Raw genomic sequence first — 26,434 nt, 5'->3', positions numbered from 1 at the left:
CGAGACATGACTTCGTACCGAGGCAACCCCGAAGCAGTGCGGGCGCTGGTGCAGCCCGACCGCGTGCACCGCGACCTCTACACCAGCGCCGAGCTGTTCGCGCTGGAGCAGGAGCACTTCTTCGCCAACACCTGGAACTACGTCGGCCACGAGAGCCAGCTTCCGAAGACCGGCGACTACCTCAACACCGAGATCGCCGGCCGGCCCCTGATCATCGTGCGCCACACCGACGGCACGGTGCGCGCGATGATGAACCGCTGCGCCCACAAGGGCTCGCGGCTGGTGAGCGCGCCCTGCGGCAACACGGGCAAGTTCTTCCGCTGCCCGTACCACGCCTGGACCTTCAAGACCGACGGCTCGCTCTTGTCGATCCCGCTGAAGAACGGCTACGAAGGCACGCAGCTGCACGAATGCGAATCGGCCAAGGGCCTCACCACGATCAAGAACGTGCGCAGCCACCGCGGCTTCATCTTCGTCAAGATCAACGACGTCGGGCCGGATTTCGAGGAATTCTTCGGCGACTCGCTGAGCTCGATCGACAACATGGCCGATCGTTCGCCCGAGGGCGAGCTCGAGATCGCCGGCGGCTGCCTGCGCTTCATGCACCAGTGCAACTGGAAGATGTTCGTCGAGAACCTCAACGACACGATGCACCCGATGGTGGCGCACGAATCGTCGGCCGGCACCGCCAAGAGCATGTGGGCCGGCAAGCCCGAGGACGAGCCCAAGCCGATGGCGATCGAGCAGTTCGTGCCCTTCATGTCGGACTACAAGTTCTTCGAGGACATGGGGGTGCGCACCTACGACAATGGCCACAGCTTCACGGGCGTCAACTTCAGCATCCACAGCAAGTACAAGGCGATTCCCGAATACGACGACGCGATGAAGGCGAAGTACGGCGCCGAGCGCACCGCGCAGATCCTCGGCATGGCGCGGCACAACACGGTGTACTACCCGAACCTCACGATCAAGGGCGCGATCCAGGCGATCCGCGTGGTGCGGCCGATCGCGGTCGACAAGACGCTGGTCGAGAGCTGGACCTTCCGCCTGAAGGGCGCGCCGCCCGAGCTGCTGCAGCGCACGACCATGTACAACCGGCTGATCAATTCCCCCTTCTCGGTGGTGGGCCACGACGACCTGCAGGCCTACCGCGGCATCCAGGCCGGCCTGCATGCGAGCGGCAACGAATGGGTCAGCCTGCATCGCAACTTCGATCCGGCCGAGACCGCGGGCGGCGAGATCACCACGGTCGGCACCAGCGAGCTGCCGATGCGCAACCAGTACCGCACCTGGGCCAAGTACATGACGGAGACGATGTGATGCCGGCCGATGTGACCCGCCAGGACCTGATCGACTTCGTGGTCCACGAAGCACGCCTGCTCGACGCCAGGCGCTACGAGGAGTGGAACGCGCTCTTCACCGATGACGCCTTCTACTGGGTGCCGCTGGTGCCCGACCAGGAAGACGGCCTCAACCACACCTCGCATCTCTACGAGGACAAGCTGCTGCGCGAACTGCGCATCGAGCGGCTCAAGAGCCCGCGCGCCTTCTCGCAGCAGCCGCCGAGCCGCTGCCACCACCTGCTGCAGACGCCGACGGTCGAAGCCTTCGATGTCGAGGGCGGGCGCTTCGTGGTGCGCACCGAGTTCCACTACACCGAATCGCAGGGCGACGAGCTGCAGTTCTACGTCGGCACCTTCTTCCATCACCTGGTCGTGGTCGATGGTGCGCTGCGCATGACGCTCAAGCGGGTCAACCTCCTCAACTGCGACGCCGCGCTGCCGGCGGTGCAACTGTTCATCTAGGGACGCCATGCACGCCACCGTCCACGATGTCTTCGCCGCCACAGCGCGGCGCACGCCGCAGGCTGAGTTCCTGTTCACCGAGTCGGTGACCGCCGCCGCCTACGGCATCCCTGCCGGCGCGATCCGCTGGGGCGAAGCTTACGCAGGGGTCGAACGTTTGCGCATCGCCTACGCCGCCGCCGGCTACGGCCATGGCCACCGCGTCGGGCTGCTGCTCGAGAATCGGCCCGCCTTCCTGCTGCACTGGTTGGCCCTCAATGCGCTGGGTGTCAGCGTGGTGCCGATCAATGCCGAGATGCGCTCGGCCGAACTGATCTACCTGATCGGCCACAGCGAGATCGGCCTCGCGGTGACGCTGCCCGAACGGGCGGCCGACCTGCGCGCGGCGGCGGCCGAGGCGGGCATCGCCTTCGACACGATGGAAGCCGACGCCGTCGACGCGATCCCGCCGGCGCGCAGCGCGGCGCCGCATGCCGGCCGGCCGATCGGCGCCGACACCGAATGCGCGCTGCTCTACACCTCGGGCACCACGGGACGGCCCAAGGGCTGCATCCTGTCCAACGCCTACTTCCTGTGCGCGGGCGACTGGTATGCGGCGCTCGACGGCGTCTGCAGCATCCGCCGCGATGCCGAGCGCGTGATCACGCCGCTGCCGCTCAACCACATGAATGCGATGGCCTTCTCGACCATGGTGGTGCTGGTCGCGGGGGGCTGCCTGGTGCAGCTGGATCGCTTCCATCCGAAGACCTGGCTGCAGAGCGCCCGAGAGTCGGGGGCGACCATTGCCCACTACCTCGGCGTGATGCCCGCGATGCTGCTGTCTGCGCCACCGTCGGCCTCCGACCGCGACCACGCCATCCGCTGGGGCTTCGGCGCCGGCGTCGACCGCAAGAACCACGCGCCCTTCGAGCAGCGCTTCGGCTTCCCGCTGGTCGAGGCCTGGGCCATGACCGAGACCGGCGCCGCCGCCTGCGTGATGGCCAACCGCGAGCCGCGCCTGGTCGGCACCAGTTGCTTCGGGCGGCTGCCGGATTTCATGGAAGTGCGGCTGGTGGACGACCAGGGCCGCGAGGTCGCAGTCGACGCGCCGGGCGAACTGCTGGTGCGTTCGGCCGGCGCCGATCCGCGGGCGCACTTCTTCTCGGGCTACCTGAAGGACGAGCCGGCCACGACCGAAGCCTGGGCCGATGGCTGGTTCCACACCGGCGACCTGGTGCGGCGCGACGCCGAGGGCAACTTCTTCTTCGTCGACCGCAAGAAGAACGTGATCCGCCGCAGCGGCGAGAACATCTCCGCTGTCGAAGTCGAGAGCGTGCTGAACCAGCACCCGGCCGTGAAGACCTCCGCGGTGGCCGCCACGCCCGATGCGGTGCGGGGCGACGAGGTGCTGGCCTGCATCGTGCTGCACGAGGACGCGGCTTGCGCGCCTGAACAACTGGCCGCCAGCATCGTTGCCCATGCATTGGCGCAACTGGCTTACTACAAGGCGCCGGGCTACGTCGCCTTCGTCGATGCGTTGCCGCTCACGGCCTCGCAGAAGATCCAGCGCGGGCAGCTGCGCGAACTGGCGCACGCGCTGCCGGGGCAGGCGCACTGCATCGACACGCGCGCGATGAAGAAGAGGCAGTCATGAGCAGGCGGATGTCCTACGAGGGCGTGGCGGTCGCGGTGCCCGTCACCGTGCCGTACCAGCGCTACTCGACCCTCGGCGCCCACTGGTTCCTCGGCCAGGCGATGGAAGCGCTGGTCAAGGCCAGCGGCATCGCCAAGGAGCAGATCGACGGCCTCTGCGTCAGCAGCTTCTCGCTGGCGCCCGACACCGCGGTCGGCGTGACCCAGCACCTGGGCCTGTCGCCGCGCTGGCTCGACCACATGCCGACCGGCGGCGCTTCGGGCGTGATGTGCCTGCGGCGTGCAGCGCGCGCGGTGCAGGCCGGCGACGCCGACGTGGTGGCCTGCGTGGCGGCCGACACCAACCACGTGGATTCCTTCCGCCAGACGCTGGGCAGCTTCAGCAACTTCGCGCGCGATGCCACCTACCCGTATGGCTCGGGCGGCCCGAACTCGATCTTCGCGATGATCACGTCGCACTACATGCGGACCTTCGGCGCGACGCGCGAGGACTTCGGCCGCATCTGCGTCGACCAGCGCAGCAACGCGCTCAAGAACCCGAACGCGATGTTCAAGAAGCCGCTGACGCTCGACGAATACATCGCGGCGCGGCCGATCTCCGATCCGATCCACCTGTTCGACTGCGTGATGCCCTGCGCCGGCGCCGAGGCCTTCCTGGTGATGAGCGAGGAGCGGGCGCGCGACCTGGGCTTGCCGCACGCGGTGATCCGCGGCGCGATCGAGCGCCACAACGCCTACTCGGAAGACCCGGTGATGGTGCGCGGCGGCTGGCGCCAGGATCGCGACGAGCTCTATGCCCAGGCCGGCGTGCGGCCCGCCGACATCGACTTCGTCCAGACCTACGACGACTACCCGGTGATCGTGATGATGCAGTTCGAAGACCTCGGCTTCTGCGAGAAGGGCGAGGGCTCGGCTTTCGTGCAGTCGCACACGATGACGCATGACGGCAGCTTTCCGAACAACACCAGCGGCGGGCAGTTGTCGGCGGGGCAGGCTGGGGCGGCAGGCGGCTTTCTCGGGATGACCGAGACGATCCGGCAACTGACGGACACGGCCGGTCCGCGCACCGTGCCCGATGCCCGCCTGGGCCTGGTGGCCGGCTTCGGCATGGTCACCTACGACCGCTGCCTGTGCACCGGCGCCGTCATTCTCGGGAGACCTTCATGACCATGCCGCTCATGCGCCCCAAGCGCAAGAACCCGGTGCTGCGCACCCGGCAGATGAACCTGCCGCCGTGGGCCCGCGGCCGGGTGGCGCTGGGCATCACCGCGGCCGCGGCCGAGGGCCGCTTCGAGCTGCAGACCTGCGAGGACTGCGGCACCGTGCAGTACCCGCCGCGCGAGGCCTGCCACAAGTGCCTGTCGCCGCGCCTGCACTGGCGCGAGCAAGGCGGCGAGGGCGAACTGCTCAGCAGCACCACGCTGCACCACAGCAACGACCTGTTCTTCCGCGAACGCCTGCCGTGGCGGCTGGGCCTGGTGCGGCTCGACGCCGGGCCGACGCTGATGGTCCACCTGCATGGCGAGGTCGTGGACAGCGATCAGGCGCCGGCGCGCGTGCGCGTGGGCGCCCGGCTCGACCGCGCCGGGCAGGCGGTATTGATTGGATTTCCGAACGAAGGGAGCGCCCACATGGCCGACGACAAGATGCTCAGAGAAATGACCAGCGACCCGAAGTTCCGCAAGGTGCTGGTCACCGACGGCAAGACCGAGGTCGGCCAGGCGATCGTGCGCGCGCTGGTCAAGGCCGGCGCCGACATCGTCTGGGTCGGCCATGCCGAGCCCTGGAAGAAGATGGGCGGCCTGGAAGACATCACGGCGCTGCCGCAGGTGACGCTGGTGCCGCTGGACCTCACCAACGGCCGCTCGGTGACCGAGCTGGCGGGCGAGATCGGCGGCAAGGTCGACATCGTGATCAACAACGCCGAGGTGCACCGCAGCTTCGGCATCGGGTCGCGGCGCGGCACCGATGTCGCCAAGGCCGAGATGGACATCAACTACTTCGGCCTGCTGCGGCTGGCGCAGGAGTTCGGCCCGGCGCTCAAGGGCCGCTCGGCCGACGGCGCGACCGGCGCCACGGCCTGGGTCAACCTGCTGTCGATCTATGCGCTCAGCAACTTCCCGCCGCACGGCACCTTCAGTGCCTCGAAGGCGGCGGCCCATTCGCTGGCCCAGTGCCTGCGTGCCGAGATGCGGCCGGCCGGCATCCGCGTGATCAACGTGTTTCCTGGGCCGATCGACGACGAATGGAACCAGCACACGCCGCCGCCCAAGCTGGCCGGCAGCGCGCTGGCCAACGCCATCGTGAAGGCCCTGCGCGATGGCGTGGAAGACGTGTACCCCGGCGACGTGGCGCAGGAGTGGCTGGAGCGCTGGCGCGACAACCCCAAGATCCTGGAACGCGAACTCGCGGCCGGCGGCTAGAACATGAGCCACCCCCGAATCTCGCTCACTTCGTGTAGCGAGCTCCCCCTCAAGGGGGCAATACCAGCGGCCCGGCAAAGCCGGTTCCGCGGTATTCCTGGAATGAAACCGAACGCAGGAGCGAATCAATGACCACCACGACCGAACTGATGTCCGCCGCCGAGATCCTCGGTGGGCTGGTGAGCGCGATGGCCAGCGGCCGGATCCGCGTGGTCGACCTCACCCAGACGCTGACGCCCGAGTTTCCGCAGATCGCGCTGCCGCCCGAGATGGGCCAGTGCTGGCCCTTCCGCATCGAGGAGGTGTCGAAGTACGACGAACGCGGGCCGGGCTGGTACTGGAACAACTTCTCGTGCGGCGAGCACACCGGCACGCACTTCGATGCGCCGATCCACTGGATCTCGGGCCGCGACCTGCCGAACAACTCGGTCGACACCATCCCCGTGCAGCACTTCGTCGCGCCGGCCTGCGTGATCGACTGCTCCGAGCAGGTCAAAGGCGACGACGACTACCTGCTGAGCATCGCCGACATCGAGCGCTACGAAAGCCGATACGGTCGGATCCCGAAGGGCGCCTGGGCGCTGATGCGCACCGACTGGTCGAAGCGGCAGGACCCCGAGGCCTACCAGAACTTCGACGAGACCGGCCAGCACACGCCGGGCCCGAGCACCGAGGCGGTGCGCTTCCTGGTCGAGGAGCGCGACGTGATCGGCTTCGGCTCCGAAGCGATCGGCACCGATGCCGGGCAGGGTTACCACCTGCGCCCGCCGTACCCTTGCCACTACTACATGCATGGGGCCGGCCGCTACGGGCTGCAGTGCCTCAGCAACCTCGACCTGCTGCCGCCCGCGGGCGCGGTGCTGATCTGCCCGCCGCTCAAGATCGAGAAGGGCAGCGGCAGTCCGCTGCGCGTGCTGGCGCTCGTCGGAGCCGGCGCATGACGGCCAAGGTCGCTGCGGTCACCGGCGGCAGTGCCGGCATCGGCCGCGCCATCTGCGAAGACCTGCTCGCGCAAGGCTACGAGGTCGTTTCGCTGGCACGCCGGCGCTGCGACATCGACCATCCGAAGCTGCACAGCATCGAGGTCGACCTGGCCGATCGCGCCGCCACCGCGCAGGCGGTGGCCGAGCTGGTGCGGCGCTTCGAGGTGACCACCGTGGTGCACAACGCCGGCGTCATCCGCGCTGCGCTGGTCGCCGACGTCAAGCTCGACGACCTCGACGCGCTGGTCGACCTGCACCTGGGCTGTGCCATCCAGCTGGTGCAGGCGGCGCTGCCGGCGATGCGCGCGCAGCGATTCGGCCGCGTCGTGCTCTTGTCGTCGCGCGCGGCCCTGGGCCTGCAGACGCGCACCAGCTATTCGGCGACCAAGGCCGGCATGCTCGGCATGGCGCGCACCTGGGCGCTCGAACTCGCGCCCGAGGGCATCACGGTCAACGTGGTCGCGCCGGGACCGATCCGCACCGACATGTTCTACGACGTCGTCGAGGCCGGCAGCGAGCGCGAGCGCGCGCTCGCTGCGTCGGTGCCGGTGCGGCGCCTCGGCGAATCGGCCGACGTGGCACGGGCCGTGCGTTTCTTCGCCGATCCCGAGAACGGCTTCGTCACGGGGCAGGTGCTCTACGTGTGCGGCGGCACGAGCGTCGGCAGCCTGGCGCTGTGACGCCGAACGCGCGCGAATTCATGGTTCTCTCCCTTGCCATCGCAACGTCGCTTCATTAGCATTCTTGACACTTAAACATTTCATAAATCATGTTCTTGTTTGAAGTCCCCGCTTCGTCGTTCGTCTCCAACCTGAGGAGCTTTGCATGAAAGTCTTGACCCGACTCTGCGCACTGGCGGGCCTTGCGGCCGGCTTCGGCGCTTTCCACGCCACGGCGCTGGCCGCCGACCTGAAGGTCGGCTTCATCACCTCGCTGTCGGGGCCCGTGTCCTCGCTGGGCATCCCCTACGAGAAGGGCATGAAGGCCGCGGTGGCCTACAAGTCGGAACTCAACGGCCGCAAGATCCAGCTGGTGCAGCTCGACGATGCCTCCGACCCGTCGACCGCCGCCCGCAACGCGCGCAAGATGATCGACGAGGACAAGGTCGACGTCATCATCGGCACCGCGGGCTCGCCCGGCGCGCTGGCGATCGCCGCGGTGGCGCGCGAGACCAAGACGCCGCTGATCTCGATCGCCAACGCCAACCTCCCGGGCGACGACGGCGCCTGGATGGTCACCTTGCCGCAGCCGGCGCCGCTGATGGTCAGCGCGGTGGTCGAGCGGATGAAGAAGTCGGGCGTCAAGACGGTGGGCTACATCGGCTTCTCCGACGCCTGGGGCGACCTGGTCTACGACGCGCTCAAGAAGAGCGCCGAGCCGGCCGGCATCCAGGTGGTGTCGAACGAGCGCTATGCGCGCGCCGATTCGTCGGTCACCGGCCAGGTGCTGAAGATCGTCGCGCTCAAGCCCGATGCGGTGATCACCGGCACCTCGGGCACGCCCGGCGCCTTGCCCTACCTGGCGCTCGCCGAGCGCGGCTACAAGGGCCAGATCTACGGCATGCACGCCCTGATCAACCCCGACTTCGTGCGCGTCGGCGGCCCCTCGGTCGAAGGCCTGCTGGCCCCGACCGGCCCGGTGATCGTGGCCGAGCAGCTGCCCGATGCGAATCCGATCCGCAAGGTCTCGATGGACTTCCGCACCGCCTACCAGAAGGCCAACGGCGCGCCGCCGACCGATGCCTTCTCGGCCTACTCCTTCGATGCCTGGCTGCTGTTCCTCGACGCCGCCGCGCGCGCCAAGGGCGAGCCCGGCACGCCGGCCTACCGCGTGGCGCTGCGCGACGCGATCGTCAACACCAAGGAGCTGGTCGGCACCCACAGCGTCTACAACTTCAAGCCCGACGACCGCTACGGCTCCGACGAGCGCTCGCGCGTCATCGTCAAGCTCGAAAAAGGCCAATGGAAACTGGTTCCCTGATGAACTTGGCTCGCCCCCAGGTTGGCTCACTTCGTGTAGCCGCCCACCCCCGACCGGGGGCAATACCAGCGGCCCGGCAGAGCCGGTTCCGCGGTATTCCTGGAATGTCCCTTGCATTGAGTGCGGGCGGTTGACCGCATCGCATACCGGAACACATTGATCATGCGCACCTTCATTCGATTTCTCGGCGTCACGGCAGTTGCCTTCGCTGCTGCTCAGGCCTGGGCCGCGGACCTCAAGGTCGGCTTCATCAGCTCGCTCTCGGGCCCGGTCTCGGCGCTCGGCATTCCCTACGAGAAGGGCATCCGCGCCGCGATCGCCGAGCACCCGGTGCTGGCCGGCCACAAGGTCGAGCTGATCGTGCTCGACGACGCCTCCGACCCGACCACCGCCGGGCGCAATGCGCGCAAGCTGGTGGTCGAAGACAAGGTCGACGTGCTGATCGGCACCTCGGGCGTGCCCGGCGCGATGGCGATCGCGGCGGTGGCGCGCGAGCTCAACACGCCGCTGATCTCGCCGACCCCGGTCACCATTCCCGGGCCCGAGGGCGCTTGGACCGTCACCGTGTCGCAGCCCTTCCCGCTGATGGTCGCGGCGGTGGTCGACCGCATGAAGAAGTCGGGCGTGAAGACGGTCGCCTTCATCGGCTTTTCGGACGCGCTCGGCGATCTCGCCTACGACTCGCTCCTGAAGAGCACCGAGGCGGCCGGCATCAAGGTGGTGGCCAACGAGCGCTACGCGCGCAGCGATTCGTCGGTGGCGGGCCAGGTGCTCAAGATCATCTCGACCAGGCCCGATGCGGTGTTCGCCGGCAACTCGGGCACGCCGGGCGCATTGCCCTACCTGGCGTTGGCCGAGCGCGGCTACAAGGGCCAGATCTACGGCACGCACGGCCTGATCAACGCCGACTTCGTGCGCGTGGGTGGCGCCTCGATCGAAGGCCTGCAGGTGCCCAGCGGCCCGGTGCTGGTGGCCGACCAGTTGCCCGACGGCAACCCGATCAAGAAGGTCTCGATGGCCTTCCGCAGTGCCTACCAGAAGGCCAATGGATCAGCGCCGAACGACGCCTTCTCGTCCTACACCTACGACGCCTACCTGCTGCTGGCCGATGCCGCCGCGCGCACCAAGGGCGAGCCCGGCACGCCGGCCTATCGCACGGCGCTGCGCGACGCCATCGTCAGCACCAAGGAGCTCGCCGGCACCCATGGCATCTACAACTTCAAGCCCGACAACCGCTATGGCTCCGACCAGCGCGCGGTGGTGATCGTGCGCAGCGAGAAGGGCCAGTGGAAGCTGGTTCCGTAGATGACCTACCGCGACCGGCCCGAAGCGATCGCCGCGCTCGTCCAGGACGATCGCGTGCACCGCGACCTGTACCTGAGCGAGGAGCTGTTCGCGCTCGAGCAGGAGCGCCTCTTCGCCCGCACCTGGCTCTACGTCGGCCATGCGAGCCACGTGCCGAACAGCGGCGACTTCTGGTCGCTGGAGCTGGCCGGTCGGCCGGTGATGATGGTTCGGCAGGCCGACGGCGCGGTGCGCGTGTTCTACAACCGCTGCGCCCACAAGGGCAGCCGGCTGGTCACCGATGAATGCGGCAACACCGGCAAGTTCTTTCGCTGCCCCTACCACGCCTGGACCTACAAGCTCGACGGTGCGCCGCTGGCGATCCCGCTCAAGAGCGGCTATGAAGGCACGCGGCTGAAGGAATGCGAATCGGGCCAGGGCCTGACCGAGCTGAAGCACACGGCCGTGTACCGCGACTTCGTCTTCGTGCGGCTGTCCGACGAGGGGCCGGGCTTCGAGGAATTCTTCGGCGAGGTGCTGGGCGCGATCGACAACATGGTCGACCGCTCGCCCGAGGGCCGCCTCACGGTCGGCGGCGGCGTGCTGCGCAACATCATCCACTGCAACTGGAAGATGTACCTCGAGAATATCAACGACACGGTGCATCCGATGTCGACCCATGAATCGGCCACCCAGGCAGCCGATGCGCTGTGGCAGGGCCGCGCGCCCGATGCCCCCAAGCCGATGGCGATGGAGCAGATCCTGCCCTTCGGCTCGGGCTACGACTTCTTCGACAAGATGGGCGGGCGCGTGTTCGCCAATGGCCACAGCGTGCTGGGCGTCAATTTCAGCATCCACTCCAACTACGCCCAGCTGCCCGACTACGAGCAGGCGATGCGCGACGCGCACGGGGCCGAGCGCGCCGCCGAGATCCTGCAGCGCTCGCCGCAGAACTCGGTGTTCTTCCCCAGCCTGTCGGTCAAGGGATCGCCACAGGCGATCCGCGTGATCCGGCCGCTGGCCGCCAACCGGACGCTGATCGAGGCCTGGAGCTTCCGCGCGGCCGGCGCGCCCGAGGTGCTGTTCGAGCGCGCGATGAACTACAACCGGCTGGTCTTCTCGCCGATGTCGGTGGTGGCCCATGACGACGTGCACCTGTTCGAGAGCATGCAGCAGGGCCTGCGCGCCGACGGCAACGAGTGGGTCAGCCTGCACCGCGACTTCGATCCCTCGGAGCTGCAGCAGTCGACGATCACCACCAACGGCACCAACGAACTGTTGATGCGCAACCAGTTCCGCGCCTGGGCCCGGTACATGGCGGCGGCCGCATGACGACGCCCGAAGACTTCATCGCGGCGGAGGCGGCCTTGCTCGACGCCGGCCGCTTCGACGACTGGCTGGCCCTGTTCACCGACGACGGCCACTACTGGGTGCCGCTGCAGGGCGCGGCGCAGGCCGATCCCTACACCCACAACTCGATCGCCTACGAAGACCGGCTGCTGCTGCAGCTGCGCATCGAGCGCCTCAAGAATCCGCGCGCCCATTCGCAGCATCCGGCGAGCCGCTGCCAGCACGTGCTGCAGCGCGCCCGCATCGAAAGCGACGACGCCGAAAGCGGCGAAGTCGTGCTGCGCACCCCCTTCCTCTATGTCGAAGCCCGCGGCGAGCAGCAGCTGATGCTCGCAGGCAGCTATCGCCACCTGCTGCTGCGCACCGCCGCCGGCTGGGCGATCCGGCAAAAGCGGGTCGACCTTCTCACTGCCGGGCAGGCGCTGCCGGCCATCCAGTTGTTCATCTGAGCAATCCGCTCGTTCCATTCCACCCACCAGGAGCCCACGACATGAAGAGCTTGATGCAGACCTTGACCCGCAGCGCGCTGGCGGCCGCGCTGGGCGTCGGCCTCACGGCGGTGGCGATCGCCGCCGACCTCAAGGTCGGCCTGAGCGTGTCGCTCTCCGGCCCCAACTCCTCGCTCGGCGTGCCCTACGCCAAGGGCATGCAGGCCGCGCTGGCCTACAAGCCGGAGGTCAACGGCCGCAAGATCCAGCTGATCGTGCTCGACGACGGCTCCGACCCGACCACCGCCGGACGCAATGCGCGCAAGCTGGTCGAGGAGGACAAGGTCGACGTGCTGATGGGCACCTCGGGCGTGCCGGCCGCGATCGCGATGGCGCAGGTGGGCCGCGATGCCAAGGTGCCGATGATCGGGTTGACGCCGATCCAGCTCGACGCGGCCGAGAACCCGTGGGTCTTCACGGTCGCGCAGCCGACCCAGCTGATGATCGACGCGGTGGTCCAGCGCATGAAGAAGGATGGCGTCAAGTCGGTCGGCTACATCGGCTTCTCCGACGCCTGGGGCGACCTGGTCTACAACGCCCTGATGAAGTCGGCGCCAGAGGCCGGCATCCAGGTGCTGGGCAACGAGCGCTATGCGCGCGCCGATGCCTCGGTCACCGGCCAGGTGCTCAAGCTGGTGGCGATGAAGCCCGACGCCGTGATGACCGGCGGCGCCGGCACGCCGGGCGCGCTGCCCTTCCTGGCGCTGTCCGAGCGCGGCTTCAAGGGCCCGGTGTACGGCCAGCACGGCTTGATCAACCCCGACTTCGTGCGCGTGGTCGGCGCGGCCGGGCAGGGCGCGCTGATGCCCACCGGCCCGGTGATCGTGGCCGAGCAGCTGCCCGACGGCTATCCGACCAAGAAGATCGCGATGGACTTCCGCGCTGCCTTCCAGAAGGTCAACAACGCGCCGACCAGCGACGCCTTCTCGGCCTATTCCTTCGACGGCTGGCTGGTCTTCACCGACGCCGCCGCGCGCGCCAAGGGCGAGCCCGGCACGCCCGAGTTCCGCCTCGCGCTGCGCGACGCGATCGCCAGCACCAAGGAAGTGGTGGGCACGCATGGCGTCTACAACTTCAAGCCGGGCAACCTGTACGGCGTGGACGAGCGCGCCCGCGTGATCGTCAAGCTCGACAACGGCCAGTGGAAGCTGGCGCCTTAAGCTCCGCCCCCTCCAACGACAACAACGACTTCAGGACGATCATGCGAAGGGCATTTCAATGACATGGGACGTGGCGCTCATCCTGGGCATCGACGGGCTCGCCAATGGCGCGGTCTATCTGCTCGCGGGGCTCGGGCTGGTGCTGATCTTTTCCGTCACGCGGGTGGTCTTCGTGCCCTTCGGCGACATCGCGGCCTTCGCCGCGCTGACCCTGGCGGCCTTCGAGACCGGCCGCCTGCCGCCGACCATCGGGCTGGTGATGGTGCTGGCCGCACTGGCGACGCTGACCGAGGTCGGCAGCCTGCTGCGGCGTGGCGAAGGGCGCAAGGTGCCGAAGGCGATCCTGGCCTGGGGCCTGTTGCCGCTGCTGCCCTGCCTGCTGGCCTGGGCCACCGCGCGGCCTGACATGCCGGCGGCGGTGCAGATCGCGGTCACGGTGCTGCTGGTGGTGCCGATCGCGCCGCTCTTGGCGCGCGTGGTGTTCCAGCCGATTGCCGATGCCTCGGTGCTGGTGCTGCTGATCGTCTCGCTGGCGCTGCACTTCCTGCTGTCGGGCCTGGGCCTGCTGTTCTTCGGGCCCGAAGGCTCGCGCACCCGGCCGCTCGCGGGCGGCAGCATCGCGCTCGGCGACGGCTTCTCGGTCAGCGGCCAGGTGGTGCTGATGGTCGGGGCGGCGATCGTGCTGAGCGGCCTGTTCTTCCTGGTCTTCGAACGCACGGTGGCCGGCAAGGCGCTGCGCGCCACCGCCGTCAACCGCGTCGGCGCCCGGCTGGTCGGCATCCGGCCGGCGCGCACCGCCCTGCTGGCCTACGGCAGCGCCTCGCTGCTGGCCGGCCTGATCGGTGTGCTGATCGCACCCGTCACCACCATGTACTACGACTCCGGCTTCATCATCGGCCTCAAGGCCTTCGTGGCCGCGATCATCGGCGGCCTCGTGAGCTACCCGATGACCGCCATCGGCGCGCTGGCGGTCGGCGTGGTCGAGAGCTTCGCCTCGTTCTGGAGCGGCGCGCTCAAGGACGTGATCGTCTTCAGCCTGCTGATCCCGGTGCTGATGCTGCGCTCCTTCATGAGCGTGCATTCGGAAGAGGAAGAAGACGAGGTGGACCAATGAACCTCCTTCGAACCCGCAACTTCTGGATCGTCGTGATCGTCGCATTGGCCATCGCGCCGATGCTGGCCGGCAACTTCACGGTCTCGCTGCTCAACGACATCGGCATCGGCGCGCTGGTCGCGCTGGGGCTGGTGCTGCTGACCGGCATCGGCGGCGCCACCTCCTTCGGGCAGGCGGCCTTCGTCGGCATCGCGGCCTATGCCACCGCCTGGCTCACCACCACCCAAGGCATGTCGCCGTGGATCGGCCTCCTGTTCGCGCTGCTGCTGACCGGCCTTTCGGCGCTGGCCATCGGCATGCTGACCCTGCGCCTGGGCGGCCACTTCCTGCCGCTCAGCACCATCGCCTGGGGGCTGTCGATCGCGATGCTGTTCGGCAACGTCGATGCGCTGGGGCGCCACACCGGGCTGTCGAACATCCCGCCGCTGCGCATCGGCGGCTGGTCGCTGGCCGACCCGCGCGCCATCTACTACCTGATCTGGGTGCTGGTCGGGCTGGCCTTCCTGTTCAGCCAGAACCTGCTGCAGTCGCGGCCTGGCCGCGCGATCCGCAGCCTGCGCGGCGGTGCCACGCTGCTGGCCAGCGTCGGCGCCGACGCCTACCGCGTGCGGCTCACGCTGTTCGTGACGGCGGCGCTGTTCGCGGGCCTGGCGGGCTGGCTCTATGCCCACATGAACCGCTTCGTCAGCCCCTCGCCCTTCGACGTCCGCGCCAGCATCGAATACCTGCTGATGGCGGTGGCCGGCGGGCTCGGGCAGCTGGCCGGTGCGCTGGTCGGCTCGGCGCTGGTGCTGGTGCTCAAGAACGGCCTGCAGGACGTGCTGCCGATGCTCACCCAGCGCGCCGGCCAGCTCGAAGCGGTGGCCTTCGCGGCGCTGTTCATCCTGCTGCTGCATTTCGCCCGCGGCGGCCTGATGGGCTTCGTGCGGCGCTGGACCCGCGGGCGCTTCAGTGCGGCGCCGGCGCAGGCCTCGTCGACGCCGGTCGAGCCGCTGGCGCATCGCACGCTGCCCGATCGCGGCTCGCCGATCCTCACCGTGACCGGGGCGGTCAAGCGCTTCGGCGGGCTGGTGGCGGTGAACGACGTCAGCTTCGACGTCAAGGCGGGCGAGATCGTCGGCCTGATCGGACCCAACGGCGCCGGCAAGTCGACCATGTTCAACCTGCTGACCTGCACCTTGCCGATGACCGCGGGCCAGGTGCGCTTCCTGGGCCAGGATATCGCCGGCCTGCCGCAGCGCACGGTGGCGCGGCTCGGGCTGGCGCGCACCTTCCAGCACGTGAAGCTGCGCCCGCACATGAGCCTGCTCGACAACGTGGCGCTCGGCGCCCACTCGCGCACGAACGCGGGCGTGCTCAAGGCGGGCCTGCGCCTGGACCGCGCCGAGGAGCGCCAGATCCTGCAGGAGGCGCAGCGCCAGCTGGAGCGCATCGGCCTCGGCGACCGGGCGCACGAGCTCGCCGGCAGCCTGCCGCTGGGGACCCAGCGCATCCTGGAGATCGCGCGCGCGCTGGCGGCCGACCCGGTGCTGCTGGTGCTCGACGAGCCCGCGGCCGGCCTGCGCCGCAAGGAGAAGATGGCGCTCGGCGAGCTGCTGCGCAAGCTGCGCGACGACGGCGTGACGATCCTGATCGTCGAACATGACATGGACTTCGTGATGAAACTGGTGGACCGGCTGGTGGTGATGAACTTCGGCTCCAAGCTGGTCGAGGGCGTGCCCGCGGCGGTGCGGGCCGACGAGCGGGTGCAGGCGGCGTATCTGGGGAGTGTCGTATGACGGCGATGCTCGAAATCGGCGACCTGCACGTGTCCTACGGCCAGGTCGACGCGGTGCGCGGCGTCTCGCTGCAGCTCGAACACGGCCAGATCATCTCGGTGATCGGCCCCAACGGCGCCGGCAAGACCACCTTGCTGGCCGCGGCGATGGGCCTGCTGCCGAGCAAGGGCCTGCTGAAGTTCGAAGGCGAGGACCTGCACGGGCTCGACGTCGAGGCGCGGGTCGAGCGCGGCCTGTGCCTGGTGCCCGAGAAGCGCGAGCTGTTCGGCGAGCTCAGCGTGCTCGACAACCTGCAGCTCGGGGCCTACTCCAAGCGGCTGGCGAGCGCGGCGCTCAAGCGCCAGCTGCAGCAGGTCTACGAGCGCTTCCCCCGGCTGGCGGAGCGGCGCTCGCAGCGCGCCGACACGCTGTCGGGCGGCGAGCGCCAGATGCTGGCGGTCGGCCGGGCGCTGATGTCGGCGCCGCGCCTGCTGATGCTCGACGAACCGAGCCTGGGCCTGGCGCCGCTGATCGTGCGCGACATCCTGGCCATCGTGCGCAAGCTGCGCGACGACGGCGTGTCGATCCTGCTGGTCGAGCAGAACGCGCGCGCCGCGCTCGAGAGCTCCGACCACGGCTATGTGCTGGAGACCGGCGAGATCGCGCTGTCGGGGCCGTCCGAGCAGCTCGAGAGCGATCCGCGCGTGCAGGCCACCTACCTCGGCGGAGGCACCCACGATGACGACTGAGCCGCGCCGGCTGCCGGCCGCGCAGCGCACCTTGCCCGCGATGCTGCAGCGGCAGGCGGCCGGGTTCGCGCAGCGCCCCCTGCTGCAGGTCGCGGGCCGCAGCTGGACGCATGCCGATGCGGCCGCGGCCGCCGCCAGCCGTGCCGGCGCGCTGGCGCAATGCGGCGTGGCGCGCGGCGACCGCGTGGCGATCATGAGCGGCAACCGCATCGAGTTCCTCGAAGCCTTCCTCGGCGCCGGCTGGCTCGGCGCCGTGGCGGTGCCGGTCAACACCGCGTCGATGGGCCCCCAGCTCGAATACTTCCTGGCCAACAGCGAAGCCCGGCTGCTGGTGATCGAGGCCGGCCTGCTCGAACGGCTGCAGACCGCGGACCTGGCGCGCACGGCGCTGCAGACGATCTGGGTCATCGGCGAGGCGACCGGCGGCTGGCAGCCGCCCGAAGGCATCCGCCTCGTGCCCTGGCCGGCCGGCGCCGAGGCGGTCGCGCCGGCGGCGGTCCAGCCCGGCGATCCGCTCGCCATCCTCTACACCTCCGGCACCACGGGCCCGGCCAAGGGCGTGGTCTGCCCGCATGCCCAGTATTTCTGGTGGGGCGTGAACAGTGCCGAGGTGCTCGGCGTCGGCGCCGACGACGTGCTGTGCACCACCTTGCCGCTGTTCCACATCAACGCGCTCAACACCTTCGCGCAGGCCGCCCTGACGGGGGCCGAAGTGGTGTTCGAATCGCGCTTCTCGGCCTCGGGCTTCTGGCCCTCGATGCGGGCCTGTGGCGCCACGGTGGTCTACCTGCTGGGCGCGATGGTGCCGATCCTGCTGGCCCAGCCCGAGGGGCCGGGCGAGCGCGACCACCGGGTGCGCACCGGGCTCGGCCCCGGGGTGCCGGCGGCGGCCGGGCAGGCCTTCCTGGCCCGCACCGGCGTGCGGCTGCTCGAAGGCTATGGCTCGACCGAGACCAATTTCGCCATCGCCACCGCCCCCGACTCGCCGCGCGGCGGCGTCATGGGCTGGCTGCGGCCGGGCTTCCAGGCCCGGGTCGCCGATGCCGACGATGCCGAATTGCCGCCCGGCGAGGCCGGCGAGCTGCTGCTGCGCGCCGACGAGCCCTATGCCTTCGCGAGCGGCTACTTCAACATGCCCGGGAAGACGGTCGAGGCCTGGCGCAACCTGTGGTTCCACACCGGCGACCGCGTGCTGCGCGAGGCCGACGGCGCCTTCCGCTTCGTCGACCGCATCAAGGACGCGATCCGCCGCCGCGGCGAGAACATCTCCTCCTTCGAGGTCGAGCAGGTGCTGCTGAGCCATCCTGGCGTGGCGGCCTGCGCGGTCTACCCGGTGGGCTCCGAACTGGCCGAGGACGAGGTGATGGCGGCGCTGGTGGCGCGCGCGGGCCATGCGATCGAGCCGGCCGAGCTCATGCGTTTCTGCGAGGCGCGCCTGCCTTATTTCGCCGTGCCGCGCTATGTCGACCTGCTCGACGACCTGCCGCGCACCGAGAACGGCAAGGTGCAGAAGTACAAGCTGCGCGAGCGCGGCGTGACGGCCGCCACCTGGGACCGCGGGCCGGGCGCCCCACGCGCCAAGGGCTGAAGCCATGTTCTCCCTCGACGGCCAAGCGGCTTTCGTCACCGGCGCGGGGCAGGGCCTGGGGGCCGCGATCGCGCAGGGGCTGGCGCAGGCGGGCGCCGGCGTGATGCTGACCGACATCGACGCGCCGGCCGTCGAGGCGGTGGCGGCGGGCCTGCGCGACGCCGGCCACCGCTGCATCGCGATGGCGCTCGACGTCCGCGACGAGAGCGCCTTCGCCGGCTGTTTCGAGGCCGCAGCGGCGCACTTCGGTGCCGTCGACGTGATGGTCAACAACGCCGCGCTGACGCCCTCGACCTCGCTCTGGGACATCAGCGCCGGCGAATGGGACGAGGTGATGGCGGTGAACCTGCGCGGCAGCTTCTTCGGCTGCCGCATCGCCGGACGCCACATGCGCGGGCGCGGCGCGGGCCGGATCGTCAACCTGGCCTCGATCGCCGGCCAGCAGGCCAGCGCGGCGAGCGGGGTCCACTATGCGGCTTCGAAGGCCGGCCTGATCGCGCTGACCCGCTCGTTCGCGCAGGCGCTGGCGGCCGATGGCGTGACAGTCAACGCGATCGCGCCGGCGGCGATCCGCGGTCCCCTGCTCGACGCCATGAGACCGGAGCGGCAACAGGCGCTGCTCAGCGGAATCCCGCTCGGCCGCTTCGGCGAGGCGCAGGAAGTGGCGGCGGCCGTGGTCTACCTGGCCTCGGCGGCCGGGGCTTTCGTCACGGGCGCGACGCTGGATCTCAACGGCGGCCGCTTCATGCGCTGAGCCCCGGAAAAAGCACCCGTGGTTAAAATGTTTAGTTGTCAACGGTTTTGCTAGCCATGAAAAATTCACTGAATGGGCGCCACGCGGTCGTGACCGGCGCGGCCCGTGGGATCGGCGCCGAGATCGCGCGCACCCTGGCGGCCGAGGGCGCCCGCCTGACGCTGCTCGGCCGCGATCGCGCCGCGCTGGAGCGGGTGCGGGGCGAACTGGCGGGCAGCGGCCACGGCGTGGCGACGGTCGATGTCGCCGATGCCGACTCGGTGCGCGCCGCCTTCGAGGCCTTGCGCGCGGCGTCGGGCCCGGTCCAGATCCTGGTCAACAACGCCGGCCAGGCCGAGAGCGCGCCCTTCCTCAAGACCTCGGTCGCGCTCTGGCAGCGCATGCTCGGCGTCAACCTCACGGGCAGCTTCCTCTGCGCGCAGGCGGCGCTGCCCGACATGCTCGATGCCGGCTGGGGCCGGGTCGTCAACATCGCCAGCACCGCGGGGCAGAAGGGCTATGCCTACGTGGCCGCCTACACGGCGGCCAAGCATGGCGTGATCGGCCTCACGCGCTCGCTGGCGCTCGAGGTGGCGCGCAAGGGCATCACGGTCAACGCCGTCTGCCCGGGCTACACCGACACCGACATCCTGCGCAACAGCGTCGCCAACGTGGTCGGCAAGACCGGCCGCAGCGAGGCCGATGCGCTGGCCGAGTTCGCGGTGGTCAATCCGCAGCGCCGCATCGTGCAGCCGGCCGAGGTCGCGGATGCGGTGCGCTGGCTCTGCGGCGAGGCGGCGGCCTCGGTCACCGGCCAGTCGATCTCGGTGTCGGGCGGGGAGGTCACATGATCGACAGCACCAACGACCCGTCGCATGCGGCGCTCAGCGACGCCGAGGAGCTGGGCCACGAGGCCCGCGCCGGCAACGACGACCACGCCGTGCTCAAGCTCTGGCTGCGCATGCTGGCCAGCACGACGCAGATCGAGGCCGAGATCCGCAAACGGCTGCGCGAGCGCTTCGACATCACGCTGGCGCGCTTCGACTACATGGCGCAGCTCTACCGCTACAAGGACGGCCTCAAGATGCGCGTGCTGTCGCGCTACCTGATGGTCACTGGCGGCAACGTCACCGGGCTCACCGACGAACTGGAGCGCGAAGGCGTGGTGTCGCGCACCGCCAGCCCGGACGACCGCCGGGCCTGGATCGTGAGCCTCACGCCCAAGGGACGTCGCAGCTTCGAGGCCATGGCCAGCGAGCACGAGCAATGGATCCTCGAGATGTTCTCGGGGCTCGACATGAAGACCGTGAAGCAGCTGCACAGCCAGCTGGGCCAACTGCGGGTCCACGTGATGCGTAACGAGGCCGGCGGCGAGGAGCCGGCGTGAACGCAGCGGCAGCCCCTGCCTTCCGCCGCGAGCGGCTGATCCGCTTTTCCGACTGCGACCCCGCGGGCATCGTGTTCTACCCGCAGTACTTCGTGATGTTCAACGGGCTGGTCGAGGACTGGGTCGATGCCATGGGCATCGGCTACCGCCACCTGATCGCCGACCAGCGCATCGGCCTGCCGACCGTTCGGCTCGAAGCCGACTTCCGCGCCGTGAGCCGTTTCGGCGACAGCGTGACGCTGGAACTCGCGGTCGAGCGCCTCGGCACGCGCTCGCTGACGCTGGCGCTGCAGTGCGTGGGCGCCGACGGCGAAATGCGCATGCAGATGCGCCAGGTGCTGGTGACGACCTCGCTCGAGACGCACCGCGCGCTCGAGATCCCGGCGGCGCTGCGCGACGCGATCCTGCGCGGCCTTCCCGACGCGGGCTGAGCCTTCGCGTCAAGCCGAGACGGGCTGCAGTCAGCTCCACGGGCGCAGGGGTTGGCACAGCCTCGACGCCTGCAGCCTCCGACTCGCCCCGCGCTTGCAGCACCGCCGGCGCGTGCCGCGTCTTGTTGAACAGCAACCAAGTGACGCCGGGCCGCGAATCGACATCGAGTTGTTGTCCAGGTTCGCTGCCGTCGCAGTTTCCCCGCTTCGAGGGCACATTTTCGGCTCTCGTGCCCCTCTACGGGCCAACGGACGGACTTCTGCCAAGGTCCGCATGCGCACGAACTTGCATTTGCGGGAGACTTTCGAACAAGGTGTTTCAGCAGCGTTTTAGGTCGACGTTGCCATTCTTTTTCACAATTGTCTTTTCCTTGTCAGTCGCCTTGATTTCGTTGCGCGTTGCGTGGAGAGCAGGTAGAAAACCACTCCATCTTTGAGGCATTTTGGCAAGGATTCGACTTCTGATGGTGTGAAATAAAAGACGGCGATTCGCCGGCCAAGGGAGTTTTAAATGAGTTCAACTGTTACTTTTTTTGGTGTCACCCAATCAAAGCCACTCGGTGCAGATTCGCAACATACGAGTTTGCGAAGTACCGTGCTTTCGCTGATCACCCACGGTTATGCAGTCATGAAGATGCCGATGACGGCTCAAATTGCTGTGTGGTCAACGCTTGATGGCATCTCGCGCGTCCCGAAAGAGCAGAGCCGAGACTTCTGCTTTCCCGATCGAACGGATGGATTCCTTCTCAAGGGAGGTGAGCATGCCAAGTACACAGAGAACGTGGACCTCTGCGACCGCTTCTGCTATTGGCACAAGCATCGCGGACTTCATTCAGGCCATCCGTTCGTTGACACTCCCGTATACAAGGACATACAAAAAAGCGAGAGCGAATTGTGGTCGCTGAGTCAAAGAATTGTTTCGGGACTGTGGGATTTTTTTCGCAATGAGGATCAAATGATCATCCGCGATAGTTCTTATGTTCAGCTCTGCATGTACGAGAACGGCCACCAAGTAGATGATCGAGGCTACTTGCAGGACCGTCATGAAGACGGGCATCTGATTACGTTGATCAAACCGACGCGTGATGGGTTGGTCATTTTTCTCAGCGACGAGGAAGTTCCTGTGCACTTGGCCGATGATGAGATCATCGTTATCACCGGCTCGCTGTTGACGCTGCTTTCAGACGGAAAAATCCCTACGATGTATCACGCGGTTCGCAACCCGAAAATGGAGCTTTCACGCAAATCATTGGTTTACTTCGCCATTCCTGATCTGGGGCAACCGTACACCACACTGCTCGAAAAAAAGACGATCAACATCGCCTCGATCGCCGATGAGAGTCATCGTGCGTTCGGCAATGCACCGCTGATCTAACCCAACAGAGAGGGCTCGTCGCCCTCTCCAATTTTGACTGGATCGAACGTGCTCAACCTGCATTTCACTGAGGGGTTCGTTCTTGGCGCCGGCCTGCTTGTCGCCCTGGGACCCAAGGATACATTTGTCATCAAAAACAACCTAACAGGAAGTAACACGTTCGCGCTGGTACTGATCTGTGCTTTTTCGGATGTGCTTTTGATCGCTTTGGGAGTGGTCGGACTTGGTGCGTTCATTACGGCGAATCGCTGGATCATGGTTGCGACCATGTCCGTCAGCATTGTGTACTTGTCGTACTTCGGTATTCGAGCCTTGTACGCAGCTTATCGCGGTGAAACGTTTCTCGACGAGCAAGGTGCCCCGCAGCGCCCAATGCCACGCAATCAAGTCATCAAGGGGGCGATTCTTCATTCTCTGCTGACGCCATTCGCTTGGCTGGATACCGTGCTGGTCATCGGATCGATCAGTGCTATCAAGGTTGGGATGGACAAGCTCTTCTTCGCGAGTGGCGCCGTTGTTGCGTCCTTTCTGTGGTTCATCGCGCTCACAACAGGATCCCGATTTGCCGCGCCCATGTTTCGAAATCGCAGGGTGTGGCAAGCCTTGGACATCATCGTTTGCGTATCGGTGTTTTTCCTCGCTGGAAAGTTGGTCGCGGACTACCCATGGAACGGTTCGTAGTCGGCGTTACCGAATTTCCGCGCCGTGAGCCGTTTCGGCGACAGCGTGACGCTGGCGCTCGCGGTCGAGCGCCTCGGCACGCGCTCGCTGACCTTGGCGCTGCAGTGCGTGGCCGCCGACGGCGAACTGCGCATGCAGATGCGCCAGGTGCTGGTGACGACCTCGCTCGAGACGCACCGCGCGCTCGAGATCCCGGCGGCGCTGCGCGACGCGATCCTGCGCGGCGTGCCCGCCGGGGCCTGAGCCTTCGATCAGGCCGCGAGGCCGTTCATGAGTCCGGTGCGCGGGTGGCAGTGGATGTACTCGTAGCGTTGCTCGTCCGCCTTCAGCACCGACACCTCGTGGTACACGCGCAGCTGCAGCTCGAAGTTGAGCTCCTGCACATAGCGCATGAAGCTGCCGAAGATCGCCACGTGGGTCGGGTGCGACTCGGCCCAGCGTTCCATGTCCGCCAGCGAGCGCCAGAAGCTCAGGCCGAAGGACTTCTGCAGCCGTGCGCCGCTGGCGTCGAGGTGGTGCATGTAGCGGTTGCTGTAGCAGCCGATCGCAAGGCCCTGGTCGCGCAGGAAGTCCATGCCCTCGCGCAAGGTCGGTTCCATGTCCTCGAGGTAGAGCGTGCGCTCCTTGCCTGTCGTGTCGGTCCATTCCTGGCCCGAGCGGATCATCGCCACGTTCTGGTGGCCGTCGATGCGCACGCGCTGGCCCGGCGACGGTGTGCCCGCGATCACGCCGCGGGTCCCCGACGGTGCCATCGCATCGGTCTGCGACAACGGGATCCGGTCGCGCATCGAACCCCAGTAGCCGTGCTCCCGGATCTCGCCGCTGACCCCGCCGCCCATCACCACGCCGACGCCTTCGAAGCGGTCGGGGGTGCTGAACATGGTCTCGTAGTGCTCGGCCCGCGGCGAGGCGATCTCGCGGAAGTAGCCCAGGCCGTCGTCGAGCCGCGCGGGCGAGCGCCACCAGTCGTCGATCTCGGGCGTGGCGCACCAGCGCGCGAAGGCGGCCGGGTCGCTCCAGTAGGCGATCGCGATCATGTTGTCGAAGCCCTCGGCGTCGACGAAATGCGCCAGGTCATGGTGGCCCGGCCCGTCGGCGAGGCCGAAGCCGCGCGCGATCTGCATCAGGGCGCCACAGGCGCGGCCCTGCATTCCGGGCCCGCGCGACTGCACGCCGAAGTAGCCCATCACCACCTGGCCCACGCCGGCGGCTGCGCGGGCCGACCAGACGGGGTAGGGCGGCGTGTAGTCGTCCTCCACCCGGCGGTGCCGGGTGCGCGGACATTTCAGGTGCTCGGCAATGGCGGATTCCATGGCGCTTCCCCTGGGTGCGGAGGCTCAGGCCACGACCGGCTGGCGGACGGCGGCCGCAGCCGGTTCGACCGTCTCGGACACCGGCTCGGCGACCGCCTTCTCGGGCTCGGCCGGGCCCTGCAGCACCACCGGCTCGCGCCGCTTCCTGTTGAACAGCAGCTGCGTCACGTCCGGCCGCGAATAGTGGCCGGCCGGGTCGCCCGCGGCCTTGGCCAGCGAGATCATGCCGAGATCGATGTCGGCGACCACCAGCCCCTCCTCGTCCTCGGCCAGGTTCTTGCCGAGCGGCGATCCGTCGGGCCCGTAGATGCGCGCGAAGCCGCCACCGACCAGCAGCATCTGCTGCTTGCCGGCATCGGTGCACAGCAGCTCGTGCATCGCCTTCGACACCGTGGCGCAGGGCGCCACCACGAAGCACTGCCCCTCCGCCGCATACACCTGGCTGGCGGCGTTGTTGACTTCGGCGCCAAGCGCATAGGCACCGCCGCGGTAGAGCGAGAAGCTGGGCCAGGCGCCGCAGTGGATCTGCTCGTTCTGCGAGTACATCGCGTACTTGCTGAGCGGCTGCAGGTGCTCCCAGCACGACAGCGAGCCGATGTTGCCGATCGACGTCTCGACCACGGCGAGGTCCGAGCCGTCGCCTTCGCCGAACACGGTGCGCTCGACATGCGTCGGCTTCAGCTTGCGGCGCGTCTGCAGCGTGTGGCCCTGGTCGTCGATCAGCGCCTGGGCGATGTAGAGGCTGCCGGCGGCCTTCTCGCTGTAGCCGAGCGAGACCCAGATGCGGTGCTTGCGCGCGGCCTCGCGGATGCGGTCGAACTCGGGCGAGCCGACCACCAGGGCGTTGTCGTGGTAGCGCTGCACGAACTGCATGCCCCAGGCCGGCGAATCGAGCCAGATCCACCACGGATAGCCGGGCACCCAGGTTTCCGGGAAGGCGATCAGCTGCACGCCCTGGCTGGCTGCCTTGGCCATCAGGTCGATGGTCTTGTCGATGGTGCCGTCGAGGTCGAGGAAGACGGGCGCGGCCTGCACCGCGGCGACGCGCAGGCGGGGATGGGTGGTGCTGGACATGGCGTTTCTCCAAAGGGGTGTGAAGGGACCCGCGGCATCCGGGTTAGCGCGGTGGCACACGGGTTGCTTGAAGCGTAAGTTCGCCGCCTGGAAGCGCCTTGTCCGCAATTCGCGGCGTTCTTGATCCAGCGTTGCAGGCCACCTGTCCCGGAAGGATCTCTCCATGGCCCGATTGCTCAGCACCGATGTCGTTCCGCGCGAGCAGCGGCTCGCCTACTGGACCGACATGATCTGCAACGTCTACGTGCAGCTCGGCTGCGATCCGGTGGCCCGCAGCGCCGGCGGCTTCGACGGCAGCATCCGCCAGCACACGCTGCCCAGCCTCGACGTCTCGGTGGTCACGTCGGGGCCGCAGAAGGTGATGCGCACGGCCGGCCACATCGCGCGTTCGTCCGATGACTGTTTCCTGGTCAGCATCCAGGCCCGGGGCCGCGGCGTGGTGCGGCAGGACGGCCGCGACGCCGTGCTGTCAGAAGGCGATTTCGCGCTCTACGACAGCACGCGGCCCTACCAGCTGCTGTTCGACGACGCGTTCGAGCAGATCGTGCTCAAGCTGCCCGGCGAGCGCCTGCGCAGCGAGCTGCGCCAGACCGAGGCCCTGACCGCCACCACGGTGTCGGGGCGCGAGGGCGCCGGCCATCTGCTGCTGGGCATGATCCGCACGTTGCACGAGGACATCGACGCGCTGCAGCCGGCCTCGGCGCTGGCGGTCGCCAACGGCGTGCTGAACATCCTGGTGGCCGGGCTGCAGACGCTTCCGGCCGCGCGGGCGCCGGCGCTGAGCAACCTGACCGCCTTCCACCTGGCGCGGATCAAGCGCCGCATCGACGAGCAGCTCGACGATCCCGCGCTGTCGGTCGGCACGCTGTCGGCCGCGCTCGGCCTGTCGGTGAGCCAGATCCACCGCGTCTTCAAGAGCGAGCCGGTGACGCCGGCGCAGTACATCTGGGAACGCCGGCTCGAGGCCTGCAGCCGCGACCTGCTCGACCCGCGCGCCGCCGGCCGCACGGTCGGCGAGATCGCCTATGGCCGGGGCTTCAACGACGCGGCGCACTTCAGCCGGGCGTTCCGCGAGCGCTTCGGCTGCTCGCCGCGGGAGTGGCGGCAGCGCATCGCGCATTGATCCG

General features: G+C 68.3%; 26 protein-coding genes. 24 read left to right on the top strand and 2 right to left on the bottom strand.

Annotation, left to right across the window (positions count from 1 at the left end; genetic code table 11):
• The first annotated feature begins 6 nt into the window (after nt 1-6).
• The 23 genes from QTI33_RS21750 (at nt 7) to QTI33_RS21640 (ending at nt 23,163) form a co-directional block, all read left to right on the top strand.
• Nucleotides 7-1,320: an aromatic ring-hydroxylating dioxygenase subunit alpha gene (locus tag QTI33_RS21750; protein WP_286508343.1), complete on the top strand. Its 1,314-nt coding sequence runs from the start codon at nt 7-9 to the stop codon at nt 1,318-1,320.
• The gene (locus tag QTI33_RS21745) at nt 1,320-1,805 is read left to right on the top strand and encodes an aromatic-ring-hydroxylating dioxygenase subunit beta (protein WP_286508342.1); all 486 of its coding nucleotides are present in this window, start codon (nt 1,320-1,322) and stop codon (nt 1,803-1,805) included. The genes QTI33_RS21750 and QTI33_RS21745 overlap by 1 nt, the downstream gene beginning before the upstream one ends.
• Before the next feature lie 7 nt (nt 1,806-1,812).
• Entirely contained in the window at nt 1,813-3,438 is a 1,626-nt protein-coding gene (locus tag QTI33_RS21740) for an AMP-binding protein (RefSeq protein WP_286508341.1), read from the top strand.
• Nucleotides 3,435-4,604, top strand: a complete 1,170-nt coding sequence (locus QTI33_RS21735; protein ID WP_286508340.1) for a thiolase family protein — start codon at nt 3,435-3,437, stop codon at nt 4,602-4,604. Before QTI33_RS21740 ends, QTI33_RS21735 begins: the two co-directional genes overlap by 4 nt.
• Nucleotides 4,601-5,860, top strand: coding sequence for an SDR family NAD(P)-dependent oxidoreductase (locus tag QTI33_RS21730; RefSeq protein ID WP_286508339.1), 1,260 nt, complete (start codon nt 4,601-4,603; stop codon nt 5,858-5,860). Before QTI33_RS21735 ends, QTI33_RS21730 begins: the two co-directional genes overlap by 4 nt.
• Nucleotides 5,861-5,988: 128 nt before the next feature.
• A complete protein-coding gene (locus QTI33_RS21725; RefSeq protein WP_286508338.1) occupies nt 5,989-6,801 on the top strand; it encodes a cyclase family protein in 813 nt (270 codons plus the stop codon).
• On the top strand, nt 6,798-7,523 hold the full coding sequence (locus tag QTI33_RS21720) for an SDR family oxidoreductase (RefSeq protein ID WP_286508337.1): 726 nt from the start codon (nt 6,798-6,800) through the stop codon (nt 7,521-7,523). Before QTI33_RS21725 ends, QTI33_RS21720 begins: the two co-directional genes overlap by 4 nt.
• A gap of 145 nt (nt 7,524-7,668) precedes the next feature.
• Entirely contained in the window at nt 7,669-8,823 is a 1,155-nt protein-coding gene (locus tag QTI33_RS21715) for an ABC transporter substrate-binding protein (RefSeq protein ID WP_286508336.1), read from the top strand.
• 162 nt (nt 8,824-8,985) lie between these two features.
• Nucleotides 8,986-10,128 carry an ABC transporter substrate-binding protein gene (locus QTI33_RS21710; RefSeq protein ID WP_286508335.1) on the top strand — a complete coding sequence of 381 codons (1,143 nt, stop codon included), beginning with the start codon at nt 8,986-8,988 and terminating at the stop codon, nt 10,126-10,128.
• A complete protein-coding gene (locus tag QTI33_RS21705) occupies nt 10,129-11,439 on the top strand; it encodes an aromatic ring-hydroxylating dioxygenase subunit alpha (RefSeq protein ID WP_286508334.1) in 1,311 nt (436 codons plus the stop codon).
• Nucleotides 11,436-11,906 carry an aromatic-ring-hydroxylating dioxygenase subunit beta gene (locus QTI33_RS21700; protein WP_286508333.1) on the top strand — a complete coding sequence of 157 codons (471 nt, stop codon included), beginning with the start codon at nt 11,436-11,438 and terminating at the stop codon, nt 11,904-11,906. Before QTI33_RS21705 ends, QTI33_RS21700 begins: the two co-directional genes overlap by 4 nt.
• A 41-nt stretch (nt 11,907-11,947) precedes the next feature.
• On the top strand, nt 11,948-13,105 hold the full coding sequence (locus QTI33_RS21695; RefSeq protein ID WP_286508332.1) for an ABC transporter substrate-binding protein: 1,158 nt from the start codon (nt 11,948-11,950) through the stop codon (nt 13,103-13,105).
• 58 nt (nt 13,106-13,163) lie between these two features.
• On the top strand, nt 13,164-14,219 hold the full coding sequence (locus QTI33_RS21690) for a branched-chain amino acid ABC transporter permease (RefSeq protein ID WP_286508331.1): 1,056 nt from the start codon (nt 13,164-13,166) through the stop codon (nt 14,217-14,219).
• Nucleotides 14,216-15,997, top strand: coding sequence for a branched-chain amino acid ABC transporter ATP-binding protein/permease (locus QTI33_RS21685; protein WP_286508330.1), 1,782 nt, complete (start codon nt 14,216-14,218; stop codon nt 15,995-15,997). The genes QTI33_RS21690 and QTI33_RS21685 overlap by 4 nt, the downstream gene beginning before the upstream one ends.
• On the top strand, nt 15,994-16,725 hold the full coding sequence (locus QTI33_RS21680) for an ABC transporter ATP-binding protein (RefSeq protein ID WP_286508329.1): 732 nt from the start codon (nt 15,994-15,996) through the stop codon (nt 16,723-16,725). Before QTI33_RS21685 ends, QTI33_RS21680 begins: the two co-directional genes overlap by 4 nt.
• On the top strand, nt 16,715-18,313 hold the full coding sequence (locus QTI33_RS21675) for an ATP-dependent acyl-CoA ligase (protein ID WP_286508328.1): 1,599 nt from the start codon (nt 16,715-16,717) through the stop codon (nt 18,311-18,313). The genes QTI33_RS21680 and QTI33_RS21675 overlap by 11 nt, the downstream gene beginning before the upstream one ends.
• 4 nt (nt 18,314-18,317) lie before the next feature.
• On the top strand, nt 18,318-19,067 hold the full coding sequence (locus QTI33_RS21670; protein WP_286508327.1) for an SDR family NAD(P)-dependent oxidoreductase: 750 nt from the start codon (nt 18,318-18,320) through the stop codon (nt 19,065-19,067).
• 56 nt (nt 19,068-19,123) lie between these two features.
• A complete protein-coding gene (locus QTI33_RS21665) occupies nt 19,124-19,897 on the top strand; it encodes an SDR family NAD(P)-dependent oxidoreductase (RefSeq protein WP_286508326.1) in 774 nt (257 codons plus the stop codon).
• Entirely contained in the window at nt 19,894-20,433 is a 540-nt protein-coding gene (locus QTI33_RS21660) for a MarR family winged helix-turn-helix transcriptional regulator (protein ID WP_286368490.1), read from the top strand. Before QTI33_RS21665 ends, QTI33_RS21660 begins: the two co-directional genes overlap by 4 nt.
• Nucleotides 20,430-20,864, top strand: coding sequence for an acyl-CoA thioesterase (locus QTI33_RS21655; protein WP_286508325.1), 435 nt, complete (start codon nt 20,430-20,432; stop codon nt 20,862-20,864). Before QTI33_RS21660 ends, QTI33_RS21655 begins: the two co-directional genes overlap by 4 nt.
• A 511-nt stretch (nt 20,865-21,375) precedes the next feature.
• A complete protein-coding gene (locus QTI33_RS21650; protein WP_286508324.1) occupies nt 21,376-22,239 on the top strand; it encodes a 2OG-Fe(II) oxygenase family protein in 864 nt (287 codons plus the stop codon).
• A gap of 48 nt (nt 22,240-22,287) precedes the next feature.
• Entirely contained in the window at nt 22,288-22,920 is a 633-nt protein-coding gene (locus QTI33_RS21645) for a LysE/ArgO family amino acid transporter (RefSeq protein ID WP_286508323.1), read from the top strand.
• A gap of 24 nt (nt 22,921-22,944) precedes the next feature.
• The gene (locus QTI33_RS21640) at nt 22,945-23,163 is read left to right on the top strand and encodes an acyl-CoA thioesterase (RefSeq protein WP_444814865.1); all 219 of its coding nucleotides are present in this window, start codon (nt 22,945-22,947) and stop codon (nt 23,161-23,163) included.
• A gap of 8 nt (nt 23,164-23,171) precedes the next feature.
• Here QTI33_RS21640 and QTI33_RS21635 read toward each other — a convergent pair whose 3' ends face one another.
• Both QTI33_RS21635 and QTI33_RS21630 read right to left on the bottom strand, forming a co-directional pair.
• Nucleotides 23,172-24,233, bottom strand: a complete 1,062-nt coding sequence (locus QTI33_RS21635) for a phenylacetaldoxime dehydratase family protein (protein WP_286508322.1) — start codon at nt 24,231-24,233, stop codon at nt 23,172-23,174.
• Nucleotides 24,234-24,257: 24 nt separating this feature from the next.
• The gene (locus QTI33_RS21630; RefSeq protein ID WP_286508321.1) at nt 24,258-25,307 is read right to left on the bottom strand and encodes a carbon-nitrogen hydrolase family protein; all 1,050 of its coding nucleotides are present in this window, start codon (nt 25,305-25,307) and stop codon (nt 24,258-24,260) included.
• Between the two features lie 163 nt (nt 25,308-25,470).
• Here QTI33_RS21630 and QTI33_RS21625 point away from each other — a divergent pair, with 163 nt between their 5' ends.
• Entirely contained in the window at nt 25,471-26,430 is a 960-nt protein-coding gene (locus QTI33_RS21625) for an AraC-like ligand-binding domain-containing protein (RefSeq protein WP_286508320.1), read from the top strand.
• Nucleotides 26,431-26,434 lie beyond the last annotated feature (4 nt).

Source organism: Variovorax davisae (assembly GCF_030316845.1).
GTDB classification, from domain to species: domain Bacteria; phylum Pseudomonadota; class Gammaproteobacteria; order Burkholderiales; family Burkholderiaceae_C; genus Variovorax; species Variovorax davisae.
This window is presented reverse-complemented; position numbering and strand designations above follow the sequence as displayed.